Source organism: Streptomyces sp. NPDC044044 (assembly GCF_056434405.1).
The window spans coordinates 936,372-951,650 of sequence record NZ_JBWKFG010000002.1 but is presented as its reverse complement, the minus strand read 5'-3'; the positions used below and the strand labels follow the sequence as shown (position 1 = coordinate 951,650).

The 15,279-nt window shown below is 71.7% G+C and carries 13 protein-coding genes; 4 read left to right on the top strand and 9 right to left on the bottom strand.

What is annotated here, in order from left to right; all coding sequences use genetic code 11:
* Positions 1–137: 137 nt before the first annotated feature.
* Positions 138–755, top strand: a complete 618-nt coding sequence (locus AC07AG_RS10095; protein WP_478753643.1) for a CGNR zinc finger domain-containing protein — start codon at positions 138–140, stop codon at positions 753–755.
* The gene (locus tag AC07AG_RS10090) at positions 752–1,573 is read left to right on the top strand and encodes a transglutaminase domain-containing protein (RefSeq protein WP_478753641.1); all 822 of its coding nucleotides are present in this window, start codon (positions 752–754) and stop codon (positions 1,571–1,573) included. The genes AC07AG_RS10095 and AC07AG_RS10090 overlap by 4 nt, the downstream gene beginning before the upstream one ends.
* An 18-nt stretch (positions 1,574–1,591) precedes the next feature.
* Here the strand turns inward: AC07AG_RS10090 and AC07AG_RS10085 are convergent, their stop codons facing one another.
* The 7 genes from AC07AG_RS10085 to AC07AG_RS10055 all read right to left on the bottom strand — a co-directional run bounded on the left by AC07AG_RS10085 (position 1,592) and on the right by AC07AG_RS10055 (position 11,633).
* The gene (locus tag AC07AG_RS10085; RefSeq protein WP_478753639.1) at positions 1,592–2,626 is read right to left on the bottom strand and encodes a LacI family DNA-binding transcriptional regulator; all 1,035 of its coding nucleotides are present in this window, start codon (positions 2,624–2,626) and stop codon (positions 1,592–1,594) included.
* 31 nt (positions 2,627–2,657) lie between these two features.
* A complete protein-coding gene (locus AC07AG_RS10080) occupies positions 2,658–3,515 on the bottom strand; it encodes an ROK family protein (protein ID WP_478753637.1) in 858 nt (285 codons plus the stop codon).
* A complete protein-coding gene (locus AC07AG_RS10075) occupies positions 3,512–5,221 on the bottom strand; it encodes a class I mannose-6-phosphate isomerase (RefSeq protein WP_478753635.1) in 1,710 nt (569 codons plus the stop codon). Before AC07AG_RS10075 ends, AC07AG_RS10080 begins: the two co-directional genes overlap by 4 nt.
* A 77-nt stretch (positions 5,222–5,298) precedes the next feature.
* On the bottom strand, positions 5,299–8,478 hold the full coding sequence (locus AC07AG_RS10070; protein WP_478753633.1) for a glycoside hydrolase family 38 N-terminal domain-containing protein: 3,180 nt from the start codon (positions 8,476–8,478) through the stop codon (positions 5,299–5,301).
* A gap of 34 nt (positions 8,479–8,512) precedes the next feature.
* Positions 8,513–9,325: a carbohydrate ABC transporter permease gene (locus AC07AG_RS10065; protein WP_478753631.1), complete on the bottom strand. Its 813-nt coding sequence runs from the start codon at positions 9,323–9,325 to the stop codon at positions 8,513–8,515.
* A gap of 11 nt (positions 9,326–9,336) precedes the next feature.
* Positions 9,337–10,329 (bottom strand): carbohydrate ABC transporter permease, encoded by a 993-nt coding sequence (locus AC07AG_RS10060; RefSeq protein ID WP_478753629.1) that lies wholly within the window; start codon positions 10,327–10,329, stop codon positions 9,337–9,339.
* Positions 10,326–11,633 (bottom strand): ABC transporter substrate-binding protein, encoded by a 1,308-nt coding sequence (locus AC07AG_RS10055; protein ID WP_478753627.1) that lies wholly within the window; start codon positions 11,631–11,633, stop codon positions 10,326–10,328. Before AC07AG_RS10055 ends, AC07AG_RS10060 begins: the two co-directional genes overlap by 4 nt.
* Positions 11,634–11,804: 171 nt before the next feature.
* Here AC07AG_RS10055 and AC07AG_RS10050 point away from each other — a divergent pair, with 171 nt between their 5' ends.
* A complete protein-coding gene (locus AC07AG_RS10050) occupies positions 11,805–12,245 on the top strand; it encodes a hypothetical protein (RefSeq protein ID WP_478753625.1) in 441 nt (146 codons plus the stop codon).
* Positions 12,246–12,261: 16 nt separating this feature from the next.
* On the opposite strand, the gene AC07AG_RS10045 is transcribed toward AC07AG_RS10050, so the two are convergent.
* Complete coding sequence (locus AC07AG_RS10045) at positions 12,262–13,524, bottom strand: MFS transporter (RefSeq protein WP_478753623.1); 1,263 nt, start codon at positions 13,522–13,524, stop codon at positions 12,262–12,264.
* Positions 13,521–14,165 carry a winged helix-turn-helix domain-containing protein gene (locus AC07AG_RS10040; protein WP_478753621.1) on the bottom strand — a complete coding sequence of 215 codons (645 nt, stop codon included), beginning with the start codon at positions 14,163–14,165 and terminating at the stop codon, positions 13,521–13,523. Before AC07AG_RS10040 ends, AC07AG_RS10045 begins: the two co-directional genes overlap by 4 nt.
* A gap of 118 nt (positions 14,166–14,283) precedes the next feature.
* Here AC07AG_RS10040 and AC07AG_RS10035 point away from each other — a divergent pair, with 118 nt between their 5' ends.
* On the top strand, positions 14,284–15,186 hold the full coding sequence (locus AC07AG_RS10035) for a PPK2 family polyphosphate kinase (RefSeq protein WP_478753619.1): 903 nt from the start codon (positions 14,284–14,286) through the stop codon (positions 15,184–15,186).
* The last annotated feature ends 93 nt before the right edge of the window (positions 15,187–15,279 follow it).

Genomic DNA, 15,279 nt, shown 5'->3' with positions numbered 1-15,279 from the left:
CCGAGGGCGGTCCCGGCAGGTGCCGGGACCGCCCTCGCGGCGCCAGCCGACCCAGTGGGCACAGCGGGCACGGCAGGCACGGCGACGGCATCTAAGGCCGTACGCTGCTGTCGCCCGCGGTCGCGTACGATATGCGCATGACCTGGCCTGCCACCGAGCGCTATTTCCCCACCGCCGTCCCCGGCGGCCTGGGGCTGGTGCAGGACATCCTGAACACCGCGCCCTCCGGCGGCGGACCCGATGCCGATCTCCTCGGGGACGTGGCCGCCGCGCAGGACTGGGTCTCCGTGGCGCTTCCCGCCTGGGCCGAGGCGACGGGACGCACGGCGGTGCGGCTCACGCTCACCGAAGAGGACCTGCCCAAGCTGCGGCAGCTGCGCGAACAGCTGCGCCGGGCCCTGCTCTCACGGTGCGGCACGACGAGCGGCGAGACCGCGCGCTTCACCTCATGCGCCCTCCAGGTCAATCTGCACGGCGACGCCGCCCTGACCACCGAGCCCGAGGGCGAGGGCTGGCGCTGGCTCACCTCCGCCGTGCTGTGCGAGGCACTGCTCGCCCAGACCACCGGAGAGTGGCGGCGCCTGAAGATCTGCCGCAACGAACGCTGCGCCACGGCGTTCTACGACCGCTCCCGCAACAACAGCGGCGTCTGGCACTCCACGCGCGGCTGCGGAAACGCCGCGAACCTGCGGGCTTCGCGCCAACGCCGCCGCGCGGGCGCCGAGGCGGAACCGGCTCCGGACGGCCAGGCGTGAAGCCACCGCGCCCACGGGCGGATGCGGCAGGGAGCACGGCGCCGACGCGGATACTCGACTGGCGCCACCCGCGCGTCGCCGAACTACTCCGGAGCGTCGAGGCCGCCGCGTCCGGATCCCCCGCGCTGCCTGGCCCCTCCCGCCCCGCCGACCAGTTGGCCACCCTGCGCCGTGCGCACGGGCGGATCGCCGCGACCGTGCGGCCGGTGTACTCGGTGCACGACGAGCGGCCGGTGTCGGAGGTGCTGCGGCGCGGCCGGGGCTCGTGCAGCCAGCGGCTCGCGATCCTGGAGTCCGTGGCGCGGGCGTCCGGCGTCGCCACCCGGGTGCGCGGCCTGCGCGTGGACGGCGCGTTCTGGCACGCGCGCTTCCCGCACCTTCGACGGCTCGTCCCCGAGCAGGTCCTGCTGGCGTGGCCGGAGTTCCGCTTCGACGAGCCGGCGCACGGCGGGGCGGCGCACGGCGGGGCGACCACCGCCTACTGGCTCCCGGTGTCCGAACTCTTCGGCGGTCTGGACGAGTTGAGCGAACGCCGCGCCGGCGGCTTCACGAACGAGGGAGCGGAGACGCTCTTCGAGGCACTGTCCCGGACGGCGGTCGACTGGGACGGGGCGACGGCCTGCGCGGCCGACGCCGCATCCTGCGACCTCTCGGCCCATGTCCTCGCGGACCTGGGGCACTTCGACTCACGCGACGACCTCTTCGCCCGGCACGGCCAGACCCTGTGCGGTCCCGCGCGCTGGGTGGCCGAACCCGTCCTCGGCCGCCGCTCGGCAGGCGCCCGGCCGTCGGCCGCGCCCCTCACACCGGTCACCTGAGACCGGCCGCCGCACCACTCAACTCCCGTACTCCACCAGGCTGGTGCGTGTCACGATGCGTCGCGCGGGACCGGGTTCGGGCTTCTTCCCGGCGTCCGAACCCCTCCCCCGCATGCGGTCGGCGAGGAGGCGGCCCGCCACCCGGCCGAGCTCGTCGCTGTCGTACGCGACGAGGGTGATCGGCAGGCCGAGCGCGTCGGCCAGTTCGAAGTCGTCGAAGCCCGCGAGCGCGGTGTCGGTGCCGGACGCGCGCAGGGCACGGAACGCCCCGATCGTGTTGCGGTTGTTGGAGCAGAACAGCGCGGTGGGCGGCTCGGGCAGCGCGAGGAGTCCGGCCGCCGCGCGGCGGGCTTCGCGCGGTTCGGTCTGTCCTTGTCGTACGTAGCGTTCGTCGTAGGGCAGGCCATGGGCGGCGAGGGCCGCCGCGTACCCGCGCAGGCGCTCGGTTCCGGTGTAGACGGCGGGCGGTGAGCCCAGGAACCCGATCCGGCGGTGGCCGCGGGTGATCAGCCGAGCGGTGGCGGCGAGGGCCCCGCCGAAGTCGTCGACCAGGACGCAGTCGGCTTCGAACCCCTCGGGCGGGCGGCTCGCGAGCACCACCGGCACGCCGTCGGCCGCGGCGGCCGCGAGATGGCGCTGATCGGCCGATGCGGGGACGGCGATGATGCCGTCGACGCGGCGGGCCACCAGGTCGGCGACGAGTTCACGCTCGCTGTCCAGGTCCTGGCCGGTGTTGCCGATGACGGTCTTGAAGCCGTCGTCCGCGATGACGGAGTCCACGCCGAGGGCGAGACGGGAGTAGAAGGGGTTGGCCAGGTTCGTGACGACGAGTCCGACCAGGCCCGTGCCTCGGCCCAGGCGCAGGCTGCGGGCCACTTCGTTGGGCCGGTAGCCGAGCTCGGCGGCGGCGGCGCGGATGCGCTCCCGGGTGGCGGGGAGCACGCGCGAGTCGTCGCGCAGCGCCCTGGACGCGGTCATCGCGCTGACTCCCACCCGCTCGGCGACGTCCCGCAGGGTGGGCGGGCCGTCCACGGGGGGACGCGGTTCGGGCATCGTCACGTGTGTCCTTTCCCTGGGGACCGCCTCACCGCCCGGCAGCCCCCACAAACTCCGCCGCTCCGATCAGCGCCGCGTCCGCTCCCAGCGTGCCGGGGCGCGGTCTCACCGGAGTATCCCCGAGGCCGGTGCCGAGCGCCGGGCCGACCAGGTCCCAGGAGAGCGCCATGGCGCCGCCGAGGACGACCGCCGACGCGCCGAAGTCGCGGACGCACGGGGCGAGTACGGTGCCGAGGGCCGCGAGGGCCTCGGCGATGACCTGCCCCGCCCACCTCTCGCCCTCCCGCGCCCGCACGGCGATGTCCCGCACATCCACGTCATGGCCGCCGTAGCGGGCGAGGATCGCGCGCCGGGAGACGGAGTGCTCCAGCGGGGCGCCTGCCCAGGCCAGCAGGTCGACGCGGCCATCGGGCGGCACCCCGGGGCCCTCGCGGCACACGGCGCCGTCCACGAGGAACGCCGACCCCACCCCCGTCCCCAGGGTGATCCCGACACAGCGCCGATGACCGGCCGCGGCTCCCGCGCACCACTCCCCGAGCGCGAACGCGTGCGCGTCGTTCAGGAACACCACGTCCGCGGGCCTGGGCCACACGCCGTCGAGGAGCACCGCGCGCACATCGATGCCGTACAGGTCGTCGAACTTCCCCACCCCCTCGAAGCGGGCGATCCCCTTCTCGTGGTCGAAGGGTCCCGGCACGGCTGCGCCCCACACCTGACCGGCGGGCGCCTGGAGCTCCCCGGCACAGCGCACGACCGTGCCGAGTATGTGCTCGGCCTTGCCCCGCGCATCAAGCGGCCGCCTCACACGCCGCCTCACGCGGGTGCGCAGCGGGTCCACCAGAGCGGCGGTGACATGGGTGCCGCCGATCTCCAGGACGGCCCTCACGAGGGGCTCGCTCCCGTGGCACGGCGGTCGCGCACGAGCGCCTTCACCACCTTGGCCGGGCCTCCCCGCGATGCGATGCGGTAGCCGCCGACCGCAGCGGGCACCGTGAGCGTCTCCGCGTACGACAGCGCGTGCCGCTCGCCCGCCGCGGTCAGCACGGTGACCCCTTCGCCCTCCACCACGTTCAGGACGTGGAACCGTCCCGCCGTGTCGTCGGCGGCGACCGCCCCCGCGTCGAGCGCGTAGCGCCGTACCTCGTAGAACATCTCGTCGAGCGCCCCGAGCAGTTCCTCGCACCAGCCGTCGCCGCGCCGCAGGACGTACGGCTCCTGGACCAGATCGCGTGCCACCGCGTCGCCGCGCCGCTCCGTGTCCAGGTTGGCGAGGCCGTGTTCGTAGGGCAGGGGGCGCGGGTTGCCGTCGGCGTCCGGTCGCAGCCAGTCGTAGAAGCGCAGGCTGTAGAGGTACGGGGTCGCGCTGATCTCCAGTACGAGGTTTCCGGCACCGCTCGCGTGCGGGGTGCCCGCCGGGATCATGAAGAGCCTGCCCTGTTCGGCCGGGAACGTCATGACGTGGTCCTCGGGCTCCATCGGCACCCCGTCGCGCGCCGCTTCCTCGACCTCCTTGCGGAAGAGGGCGAGGTCGGCGTCCTCGCGCAGGCCGAGGTAGACGCGCGTGTCCGCGCTGCCGAGGGTCATGTAGTACGTCTCGTGCTGCGTGTAGTGCCAGCCGAACCGCTCGCGCATGTACGGCTCCCTGGGGTGGCAGTGCACCGACAGATTGCCGCCGCCCACGGTGTCCAGATAGTCGAAGCGGATCGGGAAGGACGTGCCGAAGCGGGCGTGCGACTCGGGTCCGAGCACCTCGTCGGGGTGCAGGACGCACAGGAGCTGGAAGGGCACCTCCGCCTGGGCATCGGGGCCGTGTCCGACGAGGATGCCCGCTTCGGGGGCGATGAGTTCGTAGCCGAGGGCGGTGTTGCGTGCGCCGGGGCCGAAGCCGAGCGCTCGCTGACCCCAATGCCCACCCCAGGGCGTGGAGTTGAAGTACGGCCTGGTGCGAACGGGGCGACGCGCGAGACCGGCGTAGCTCTCCCGCAGGCCGTGGCCGTCGAGGAACACGGGCCGCCCGGGGTCCTGCACGTCCACCCAGCCGTCCAGCTGGCCGACGACCGCGTCACGGTGGCGGTCGAGCATCGGCCAGTCCACGTAGAAGAGCCGCTTCAACTCGGCCCGCTCACCGGGCAGTCCGAGGTTCTCCCCCGCACCGGAGGCCACGGCGGACTCCGCGTACCGCTTGGGCAGATCGGCGTACCAGAGCACGTCGTGCAGGACCAGCGAGGCGCCGGGGCCGTAGACGAGCAGCAGCCCCTCCAGGTCGCCGTCGTCCCGCGGGAGTTCGTCGAACAGGTCGGACAGGGGGTTCTCCGCGAGCCTGCAGTAGTAGGGGTCGTCGGCGTCCGGGGCGCTCATGGTGCGGCGACGCACCACGGCGGGGGACGCGTAGCGCGTACGGATGTCGAGACTGCGTACGGGCAGGGAGCAGGCGGCGGTGAGCCGGGCGGCGATGGTCTCCCAGTCGGCGGCCGGTGGCCCTTCGACCGCCACGACCGCGGGCTCGGAGGGCAGTTGGGCGGCGACGGCCTCCCAGCCGTCGGCCAGTACGGTCCCCGGTGCCGGGGGGTAACGCGGGTCGAGCCGGTACACGCATGCTCCTTCTTGCGGTGGTTCTTCACGGGCTGCGGTGGTGCTTCACGGGCGTGCGGTGGTTCTTCACGAGGGATTCAGGGACGACGTACGAACAGCACCGCCGTCGTACCGAGGGCAGGGATGCCGACGGTCACCAGGCCGTCGGACAGCGGCAGTTCGCCGCCGGTCGACCCCAAGTAGTCCGCGCTGTGCGCCGACGCGACCGGGAAGTGGACCCGCACCGGGCAGGCCACCGGCTCCTGCGCGAAGGACTGGAGCCGGAGCAGGACCTCGCCCGGCCCCGGCGCCGTGACCCCGACCAGGCGGACCCGCGCGTCCCCGAGGTCGGCGAAGGAGAGCGACGCCTCGCCGCCGCCCTCCGCTCCCCTGGCCCGCACGGCCCGCAGCGGGCGGCTCCAGGCCGCGGCGGTCCGGGGGCCGAGTCCGTCGGCGGTGGGGCCGCAGGCCAGGCTGTAGCGGTAGGTGAACTCGAAGCCCTGCTCACTGGGGAAGTTGGTGTCCCACAGGTTGTTGTGGATCCAGGAGAAGACGGTGGCGGGCTCGTCGTGCCCCATCGTCTTCGGGAACGGCGCGTACGGCAGCGCGATGTTGCCGAACTGCACCAGCGGCGCGTCCTGCGTGGACCAGGCCACCGCGAGTCCGTCGTCGGCGAGGGTCACCCAGCGGCGTACGGCCCGCATGTGCAGCGCCGAACCCGGCACCACGGGCAGGGAGGTGCCGGTGAGGCCGCCGGATGCCTCCATCCGGACGACCGGCTCGTCGAAGGCGAAGGGGAACGCGAAGTAGGCGCTCTCCTTGCGCAGCGTCGCGTCCTTGTCGATGCGGTTCTCGATGTCGAGGCGGGGCACGCCCACGGGCAGGGTGAGGGTCGTGCGCAGCCGGTTGGCCCCGGCCGGGCGGGTCTCGTAGGTGATCGACTCGGCGATCGCGGTGGAAGTACGGGCGATGAGCGCGGCGGGCGGGGCGACGGCGCGGTTGCCGAGGTGTTCGAGGCGGTCGGAGGCCGTCGTGCGGCTGGAGTTGTGGTTGAAGGCTCCGGCGGTGGTGTAGCTGTCGTGGATGTAGCCGTTGAAGCCGACGGTCGCGTCGGGGCGGACGAGTTCGCGCCCTGTCGCCTTGTCGACGACGGAGGCGATGCAGGCGTGCGCCAGGTCCACGCGGACGGCGAGGTGTTCGTTCTCCAGGAGCGTGGGTTCGGGGCGGGCGAGCGCCGCGGCGGCGGTCCGCGCCGGGTCCTCCCTTTCGGTGCCCCCGGTGGGGTTCCAGCCGGTGGCGGCCTTCACGACCGTGGCCGCAGACCGCTCGGCGGTGCGCGAGGCGTCGGCCGTGATGTCCAGGCGCACCGATCCCGCGGGCGGCACCTCGTCCACGCGCACCACCAGGAAACGTCCTGCGTCCCGGTGGTCGTCATTGGTCTGCGGCTGCTCCTCGTGGGCGAGCCGCCGTCCCTCGCGGGCGTCGAGCACGGCCACCGGCTGCTCCAGCGGCACGCTGCTCTCCGGCAGGAAGATCCGTACGACGTCCGTGCGCGGCCAGGAGCAGGTGTTGATCACGTGGTACGTCGCCATGGCGCCCGGCGTCGCCGCGAGCCGCTGCCCGAGCCGGGCGCTCGCCCTGCTCAGGAGCGCGTTCCCGTCGTCGTGGGCGCGCATCGCCTGCCCGTACTTCCAGTGCCACTGGTGTTCACCACAGTGGCCGCCCTCGTCGCCGTGGGTCCACGGGTCGCCGGCGCCCCAGGTGTGCTCGTCGAAGAGCGACACCGCCTCGTAGACCCCGGCGGCGTCCGCACTGTCCTCCTCGGCCCCCGTGGCGCCGAGGATGCCTGCGAACGTGCCGATGGTCTGGGCGTCGGCGACCACGGACTGGGCGGTACGGGCCAGGGAGAGCGGCCGCGCACCGGAACCGACTCCGTCGACCCACCAGTCGGTCCAGTCGCCCTCGAAGGTCTGTATCGCGTCGCCGATCCTGGCCTCGGCGTCGGTGAAGAAGTCCTCGTTGCGCGAGAGCCGCAGCTGGGGGTGGGCCCAGGTCTCGTTCCAGCGGCGGACGGTGTCGGCGATGATGCGGCGGGGCGGCGCGTTGTCGCCGAACTTGCCCTGGACGCGCAGATGGAGCACGTCCCAGGGGTAGGGCTCGCGCTTGATCTCGGCCTGGTCCATGGCCCAGCCGAAGATGCCGCCGCGGTAGGGGTACGGGTTGGTGGCGAGGGAGGTCAGATAGGCGGGCAGCAGGTCGTCGACGTCCCGGTAGTCCGTGTCGAAGCCGAGCAGCGGGCCTTCCATGTAGGCGAGGCCGTGCGGGGTGTCGGTGACCCAGACGAGGACGCTGTTGCCGCTGGGGGCGCGCCAGCGGAAGAGCCGGGGCAGCTTCTCGCCACCGACCAGATGGGGCACGGAGCGGCCTGCCCAATTGTGCGCGACGGAGAGGTACTTGACCCCGGCGGCGGACAGGGCGTCGACCAGGCCGACGACCGCGCCCGGCACGTCGGTCTGCATGGCGGAGGTGAACGTGACGCCGTGCCGGTCGCGCACGTCGTGGGCGAGGCGGAGCAGTTCGTGCAGTTCGTCCGTGGAGCAGGTCTCGGTGTGCAGGTTGAACGGCAGGGCGGTCAGCTCGATGCGTCCTTCGCGCACACGGCGTACGAACTCATCGACCTGCTCGGCGGGCCGGGCGTCCGCCCACTGCTGGAACGACCACAACGACTCGACGCACCACCGGAATCGGGACTCGGCGGGCCGGTCGTCGGTGGCCCGGGTCAGCTCCAGGCAGGAGTCGAGGAAGGAGAGGTGTTCGGCAAGGACGTGGCCCTGGGGGTCGGTGTAGCCGATGTCGAGGTGGGAGTGGTGGATCAGGTGGAGGGTCCACCGGCGCTGCGGGGTGAGGCGTACCTCGATGCCCTCTGCGCCCTCGCCCGCGTCCGGCAGGCAGACGGTGAGGCGGGTCTCGGTATCGACGGCGGGCACCATGAGGCGTACGGAGCCGCCGGGCCCGGGGAGCCGCTCGACGGGCAGCGCGGTCCCTGACTCGGTGCGGACGGTGAACTCGGCAGGCAGGACGGACCCGTTGACCGCTTCGATCCGCAGCGACTGCGTGAGGCCGTCGCCGTCCGCCGCCCTGCGCAGGAGCGGTTCCTCCGTGAGCCGCAGCGCGCTGCCGCCGAGGCTTCCCTCCGCGGTGACGACGGAGGAGCGCAGGCTGTCGCGTATCCGGTCGTTGTCCCAGTCGGTGGTGCGGACGAGGGCCCGTGTCGTCATGCGGTTGACTCCCGGAGGGTGGTCGGGTCGGTGGTCAGCGGGCGGATGCGGTGACGCCGCGCAGGAACAGGCCGCGGAACACCAGGAAGAGGAGGAGCGTGGGCGCGGAGACGATGAGCGCGCCGGCCAGGATGACGGGCGGTCCCGTCGAGGAGTAGGCGTTGTTGAGGGTGGTCAGGGCGGCCATCACCGGCTGGACGTCGGGGCTGCGGCTGAGCGTGATGCCCAGGAGCAGGTCGTTCCAGACGGCCGTGAACTGGAAGATGAAGGCCGCGGCGAGCCCCGCCTTCATGAGCGGTACGTGGATGCGCCAGAAGATCCGCCGGAAGGACGCACCGTCGATGAGCGCCGCCTCGGTCAATTCGGGAGGCATGGTGGTCATCTGATTGCGGATCAGGAAGAAGGCGAACGGCACCGCCCACGCCGCGTAGATCAGCATGAGCCCGAGCCTCGTGTCGTAGAGATCGGCGTCCGCGTACAGGCCGAAGAGCGGGGCGAGGAACATCTGCAGCGGGAAGAGCGTGCCGGAGTAGATCAGCCAGAACCAGAAGGCGGGCCTGGGGATCGGCAGGACCACGACGGCGAACGCCGCCATGGCCGCGATGAGCACCGCGGCGAGTCCGCACACCACGGCGTAGAGCAGCGAGGCCTGGAAGCTGTCGCCGATCCCCGCCACGTTCCAGGCGGTCCTGAGGTTCTCGACGAGGTCGAAGCCCTGGACGGTCCAGTCGGGCTTGCCCGTGTAATCGGCGGCGGGCGTCAGCGCGTTGACCACGAGGAGGTAGAGCGGGATCAGCCAGAGCAGCACGCATCCGGCGATGAAGAGATGGCGCACGGTGCGACCCATCAGGTGCCTCCTCAGGCCTTGGCGGTGGCGGCACGGGCGTCGGCCTCGGGCATCTGGCGGCGCAGGTACATCCAGGAGGAGGCGACGACGATCACCGACAGGACGAGGGCGATCGCCGATCCGTAGCCGATGTGGAAGAGCCGGAACGCCTCGCGGTACATGCTCAGGGCGAGGGTCTCGGAGGAGCGCGACGGGCCGCCCTTGGTGAGGATCCAGATCATGTCGAACGCCTTGAGGCTGTTCACGACGGCCATCCCGACCACGACGACCGTCACGGCCCGCAGCTGGGGCAGCGTGATGTACCGGAACATCCGCCAGCCGCTCGCCCCGTCCAACTGGGCGGCTTCGACGGTGTCTTGAGGGATGGCACGGAGTCCGATCGCGAAGAGGACGACATTGAGCCCGGTGGCCTGCCACGTACTGGCGACGATCATCGAGAGCGTGTTCTGCGGCCACTCCAGGAGCCAGGTCTGCGCCCACGAGTCGAGGCCGACCCCGCGAAGCACCTGATTGACCGCGCCGTCGGAGGTCAGCATGAAGTTCCACAGGACGGCGGTGGCCGCGGCGGAGATCGCGTACGGCAGCACGATCACCAGCTGGGCGATGCCGCCGAACCGCGTCCGGTGCGTGGCGACGGCGATGAGAAGACCGGCGAGGACGGGCAGCAGCAGGGTCCCCGCCACCCACATCAGGGTGTTGAGCAGCGACCGGCCGAAGATCGGGTCGTCGGCGAGGCGCGCGTAGTTGTCGAAGCCGGTGAAGCTGCTGGTGAAGCCGTTGTCCTCGAAGAAGCTGTCGTAGACGCTGCGGAAGAACGGATAGACGAGGAGTACGCCGACGAAGGCGAAGGCGGGCAGCGCCCAGGGCAGGGCGGCGAGCGGTCCGCCGAGTCGGCCGTTGCCGCGGGCGGCGCGGGTGGCCTGGTGCGGGGTGCGGGTCGGGACGCGGCGGCGCACGCGCACGGGCTTCGCGGCCCGCTGGGCGGGGGTCACGATCTCGGTCATGTCTCCTCCGCCTCCCGCCATACCTGCCATGCCTCGTCCGCGCGGTCCTGCATGGTCCGCAGCGTCCCGCGGGCCGATGACGGGTTCAGCAGGAATCCGGCGAGATCGTCGACGGTCGCCTCGACCAGTTCGGGCGGGCCCTGCTCCCAGAAGCGGTTGAGCAGCCAGAGCCTGTCGCCGCGGACCTTCTTCGCGAGCCCGGCGATCATCGGGTTCGGGGGCTCCACCTTCGGGTTGGGGCAGCCGTCCTGGAGGCTGTGCGAGAAGGCCTTCATGACGGCGGGCTCCAGCCAGTGGCCTGCCGCCTCCAGCGCCTCTGCCCGGTCGGGCCCTTTGACGGTGGAGACGAGGGCGCTGGACTCGAAGATGACGCAGGGCCGGGCCTTCGGGTCCGCCATGGGCAGCACGAAGGCACCGAGGTTCTTGCCGGGCCTTCCGCCCGCGCCCACCAGCGTCGAGCCGAGCCAGGTGCCGCAGGGCACCATCCCGACCTTGCCGTGGACGAGCGCGGCGGCGGCGTCTGCGTGGCTCATGTCCATGGAGGTGAACCAGTCCTTGTCGAAGAAGGACTCCAGGGTGCGCAGGGCGCGTTCGGCGCGCGGGTCGGTGTATCGCTCCCGGCCGTTCATCAAGTCCTCGTAGAACTGCGGGTCCTGGCGGCTGAGGACCTCCTGGAACCAGATGAAGGCGGGCCAGCGGTCGGCCGCCGAGCCGTGCAGCGGGGTGATCCCGCTCTTCTTGAGCCGCGCACTGACGGCGAGGAAGTCGCCCCAGGTCTCGGGGACTTGGAGGCGGTGCTCCTCGAACACCTCGATGTTGTAGAAGAACACCCAGTACGCGAGGTTCATCGGCAGGGCGTGGACCCGGCCCCGATAGGTGAACGCGTCCCGTAAGGAGGCGTCGACCCACCCCTTCGCGACGGCGCTGTCCCACTGCCGGGTCAGATCGACGATGCCGCCGGTGCGGGCGAGGTCCTGGAGCCGGTAGCCCGACCAGTACTTGAGCATGTCCGGCGTCTTGCTGGTGCGCAGCGATGACTTGACGACCTGCTCGAACGACTCAAGGGACGGATTGACCTCCGGCACGAGCCGCAGGCCCGCCACCTTCTTCATCGCGGCCCCCGCCGCGGCCATCGGCTTCTCCCAGGCGGCGCTGTCACCGAGCACGGCGACCTTGCCGGGAGGCTGGCCGCTCGCGGTCCCGCAGGCCGTGGCGAGCGCTCCGGCGGCGGCCGCGGCGAGGAGGGTGCGGCGGTCGAGCGGGGTGCCTGGCGCGGGATGGAGGCGGTGACGACTACCTGACATGGGTGGCTCCCCCAGGTGTGTGTCGGCCCGGTGTTAGCGTTAACACGGGCGTGATGGAGCTTCTCTACGCCGGGATGGGATGTCAATGGTTCGCGCAGTGGGCACGGCGCGTCAGGCCTGGCCCCTGGGTCCGCCGAAATCGCATCGCGCAGGCCTCGATAGCCTCTGACCATGGCCGACACGCAATCCCCCGCCTACGAGGCGCACTTCACCCGCAGCCCCGCCCAGCTCTTCGGCGGCGCGGGCTGGAAGCGTCTGACCGCGTTCCGGGTCGACGGGACCGGCGTGCTGCTCGGAGGCGCTCCGGCCCGCTACCCCACGCAGACCGCCCAGGTGCCGTGGCAGGACATCACGGCGCTCGTGACGTGGCAGCAGCGGATGACGGGCTCGGCGATGCACTACATCGGCGTCCGGCGCCGCCCCGGAGCACCGCTCCTGCCCGGCCCTAACTCGGCGCTCACCCCGGAGAAGACGGCCGCGCTGGCCCCGCACGTCGACCACGAGCTCTTCCTGGCGAGCCGCGCGGTCAACCTCTGGCGCCTGGACCCGGAGGGCCTGCGGGCCGCGGTCCAGGCGTTCGCTCCCAACGTGCCGGTCCTGGACGCAGGCTGAGGCCCATGACGGCCCTCTAGGCGGGCACGGAGTCCTGGGCGACGGGCTCCGGCAGCTCCCGGGTGCCCGGCACGGGCGACGGGAGCAGCCACAGCACCGCGAGGACCGCTCCGGCCGTGCCGATCCAGAGCGTCGGGCGCAGCCCGATGGCCGAGCCGAGAAAGCCCCCGAGCAGGGCGCCCAGGGGGCGGAAGCCGTGGTTCAGGGTGCGGAAGGCGCCCATGACGCGTGAGCGGATGGCCTGCGGGATCAGCACCATCTGGAGGGACGCCGCGGCGATGTCGATGACCATCACACCGACGCAGCTGAGGAATTCGGCGAGGAAGAGCGTGCCGACGATCAGCGGCAGCGGACCGTCGGCGAGCGGCACGAGCACCAGGGGCAGGGTGAATCCCACGGAGCCGCAGAGGATCGAGGGTCCGATGCCGAAACGGCGCACGATCCTCCCGCTGCACGCCGCGCCGATGAGACCGCCGACGGCACCGGCGCTCAGTATCGCGCCGAGAACGCCCGCGCCCAGGCCGAGTTCGACCGTCACGTAGAGCACGAAGAGCGTGTGGAACATGTAGTTGAAGAACTGGATGGTCCCGGACCAGGCGAACAGCGCCCGCATCGAAGGCTCCTTGACCACCCATCGCAGGCCCGCCGTGAAGTGCCCCTTGCCCACGGGTTCGGGCACGGGCTCGACCGGTTCGATCCGCCCGAGGAAGTGGGCCGAGACGAGGTAGGTGAAGGCGTCGGCGAGCAGGGCGAAGGGGGCGGTGAGGATCTGCACGAGAAGCCCGCCGGCCCCGGGTCCCGCCAGCCAGGACATCGAACGGCTGCCGCTGACCAGCGAGTTGGCCCGCACATAGTGCTCGGGGGGCACCAGCGCCACGAACAGGGTGTTGTTGCAGGCGTCGAAGAGCACGGTCAGCGCACCGATCGCGAACGCCGTCGCATAGAGCTGCCCGAGCGTGAGGACGTCGAGCAGATACGCGACCGGAAGCGTCACGAGCAGCGCCGCGCGGGCCAGATCGGCGGCGATCATGGCGCGCCGCCGCCTTGCCTGCCGGTCGGCCCACGCGCCCAGCGGGAGATTGAGGAGCAGCGCGGGCAGCAGCTCGGCCGCCTTGAGCCAGCCCATCTCGGCGGCGTCGGCGCCGAGGACGAGCACGGCGGCGAGCGGGATGGCGATCAGCGAGATCTCGCCGCCGACGAGGGAAATGGTCTGCCCGGTCCAGTAGCTCCGGAAGGTCCGCTCGCGGAGGAGGCCGGGTATGCGCTCCGCGAGCTTCACCGGTCGGCGTCCGCGTCGCCGCCGGGGTCGCCCCCGGGAATCTCCTGGTCCACGAAGGCGATCCGCAGCACGCTGACGTGCCGCGCTCCTTCGGGGCGCAGGGACGGGTCGACGGCGCGGTCTTCGTAGGGACGCAGCAGGTCGTCCATCCCCTCACCGATGTCGGCAAGCTCCTCCGGGGTGAGGTAGAGGAACGTGTCGCCGAACTGCTCCGCCTCCTGCCAGTCGCGTGACAGGAGGTGCCGTTGCTCCTTGGCCCGCATGATGCGCTCGAAGTACCGCTCGGCGACGGCGGTGTTCAGCGCGTCCGACGCCTCGGCGACGGACGGGTCCTCGCTGTAGCCGGGCCAGTCGGTGAACCGGGCGGTCGCCTGCCACGGCTTCTCGCGCCCCCGGCCGCCCGGCGCCTCCTCGACGAGCCCGTACTTCGCGAGCATCCGCAGGTGGTACGAGCAGCTGGCCACGGACTCGCCGGTCAGCTCGGCGGCGCGGGTGGCCGTGAACGGCCCGCTCCGCCGCAGCAGGCCGACCAGGGCCATGCGCGTGGGGTGGGCGTAGGCCCGCAGGGCGCGGGGGTCGGTGAGGCGAATACTGCGGGGCGGCGCGCCGTCCGGGGAGGCGGGTCCAGAGGTCTCCGACATGATGTAAAGGTACCTTTAGAAAGGTTTCTTTACAAGGCTTGCCCGCAGGCCTGAACTGAGTGGCGCACCCCAGCCCGCACGGCGACCATCGAGGGAAACCAGAGGAAGGGTTCACTCAGTGGCCAAGGACAAGAAGAAGAACAAAAAGGACGGCGGAAAACCCGGAAAGGCCCCCGCCCCGCTCCGCGAACTGCTGCGGATCCCCGAAGGCGAGCGCGTCGACCTCTCCTCGTACGCCGCCGACGCGACCCCGGCGGGACCGGCGGACAAGGCCGCCGGGGTCCTGGCCACCGCACGGATGGGCGAACACCTCGCCGACCTCCAGGAGCGGCTCTACGCGGCGAGCACCGCGGGTGACCGCCGCCGCATCCTCCTCGTGCTCCAGGGCATGGACACCAGCGGCAAGGGCGGCACGGTCAAGCACGTCATCGGCCCGCTCAATCCCTCCGGCTGCCGCATCAAGGCCTTCAAGACACCGACGCCCGAGGAGCGCAGCCACCCCTTCCTCTGGCGCATCATGCGAGCCCTGCCGCTGCCCGGCGAGATCGGCATCTTCGACCGCTCGCACTATGAGGACGTCCTCATCGCCCGCGTCCACGAACTGGCCCCCCGCCGCCAGCTAGGCCGCCGCTACGGCCAGATCAACCGCTTCGAGCAGAGCCTCGCCGACGACGGCGTCACCGTCATCAAGTGCTTCCTGCACATCAGTTACGAGCAGCAGCGGCGCCGCCTGCTCGAACGCCTCGACAACCCGGACAAGCACTGGAAGTTCAACCCGGGCGACATCACGGAGCGCGCCCTGTGGCCCGCCTATCAGGAGGCGTACGAGATCGCGCTGGAGCGCTGCTCGACGGCCCACGCCCCCTGGTACGTCATCCCGGCGGACCGCAAGTGGTACCGCAACTGGGCGATCAGCAGCCTGCTCCTGGAGCACCTGGGCGAGCTGGATCCGCAGTACCCGCGAGGAGACTTCGACGTCGACCTGGCAAGGAAACAACTCCTGGGCGACGGTGGCGCATAGGTACAAGATCGGACAGAAGTTACCTCTAGGTATGCAGTGACTTAATGAGCCAGTAGCAGTAGAACTCGTTCCCATTCCTACGAGAGTGAGGAA

Coding starts and splice junctions, on each gene's coding strand:
- AC07AG_RS10085 (WP_478753639.1), bottom strand. CDS start 2,626: ATGCCCGAACCGCGTCCCCCCGTGGACGGCCCGCCCACCCTGCGGGAC.
- AC07AG_RS10065 (WP_478753631.1), bottom strand. CDS start 9,325: ATGGGTCGCACCGTGCGCCATCTCTTCATCGCCGGATGCGTGCTGCTC.
- AC07AG_RS10040 (WP_478753621.1), bottom strand. CDS start 14,165: ATGTCGGAGACCTCTGGACCCGCCTCCCCGGACGGCGCGCCGCCCCGC.
- AC07AG_RS10055 (WP_478753627.1), bottom strand. CDS start 11,633: ATGTCAGGTAGTCGTCACCGCCTCCATCCCGCGCCAGGCACCCCGCTC.
- AC07AG_RS10095 (WP_478753643.1), top strand. CDS start 138: ATGACCTGGCCTGCCACCGAGCGCTATTTCCCCACCGCCGTCCCCGGC.
- AC07AG_RS10060 (WP_478753629.1), bottom strand. CDS start 10,329: ATGACCGAGATCGTGACCCCCGCCCAGCGGGCCGCGAAGCCCGTGCGC.
- AC07AG_RS10070 (WP_478753633.1), bottom strand. CDS start 8,478: ATGACGACACGGGCCCTCGTCCGCACCACCGACTGGGACAACGACCGG.
- AC07AG_RS10050 (WP_478753625.1), top strand. CDS start 11,805: ATGGCCGACACGCAATCCCCCGCCTACGAGGCGCACTTCACCCGCAGC.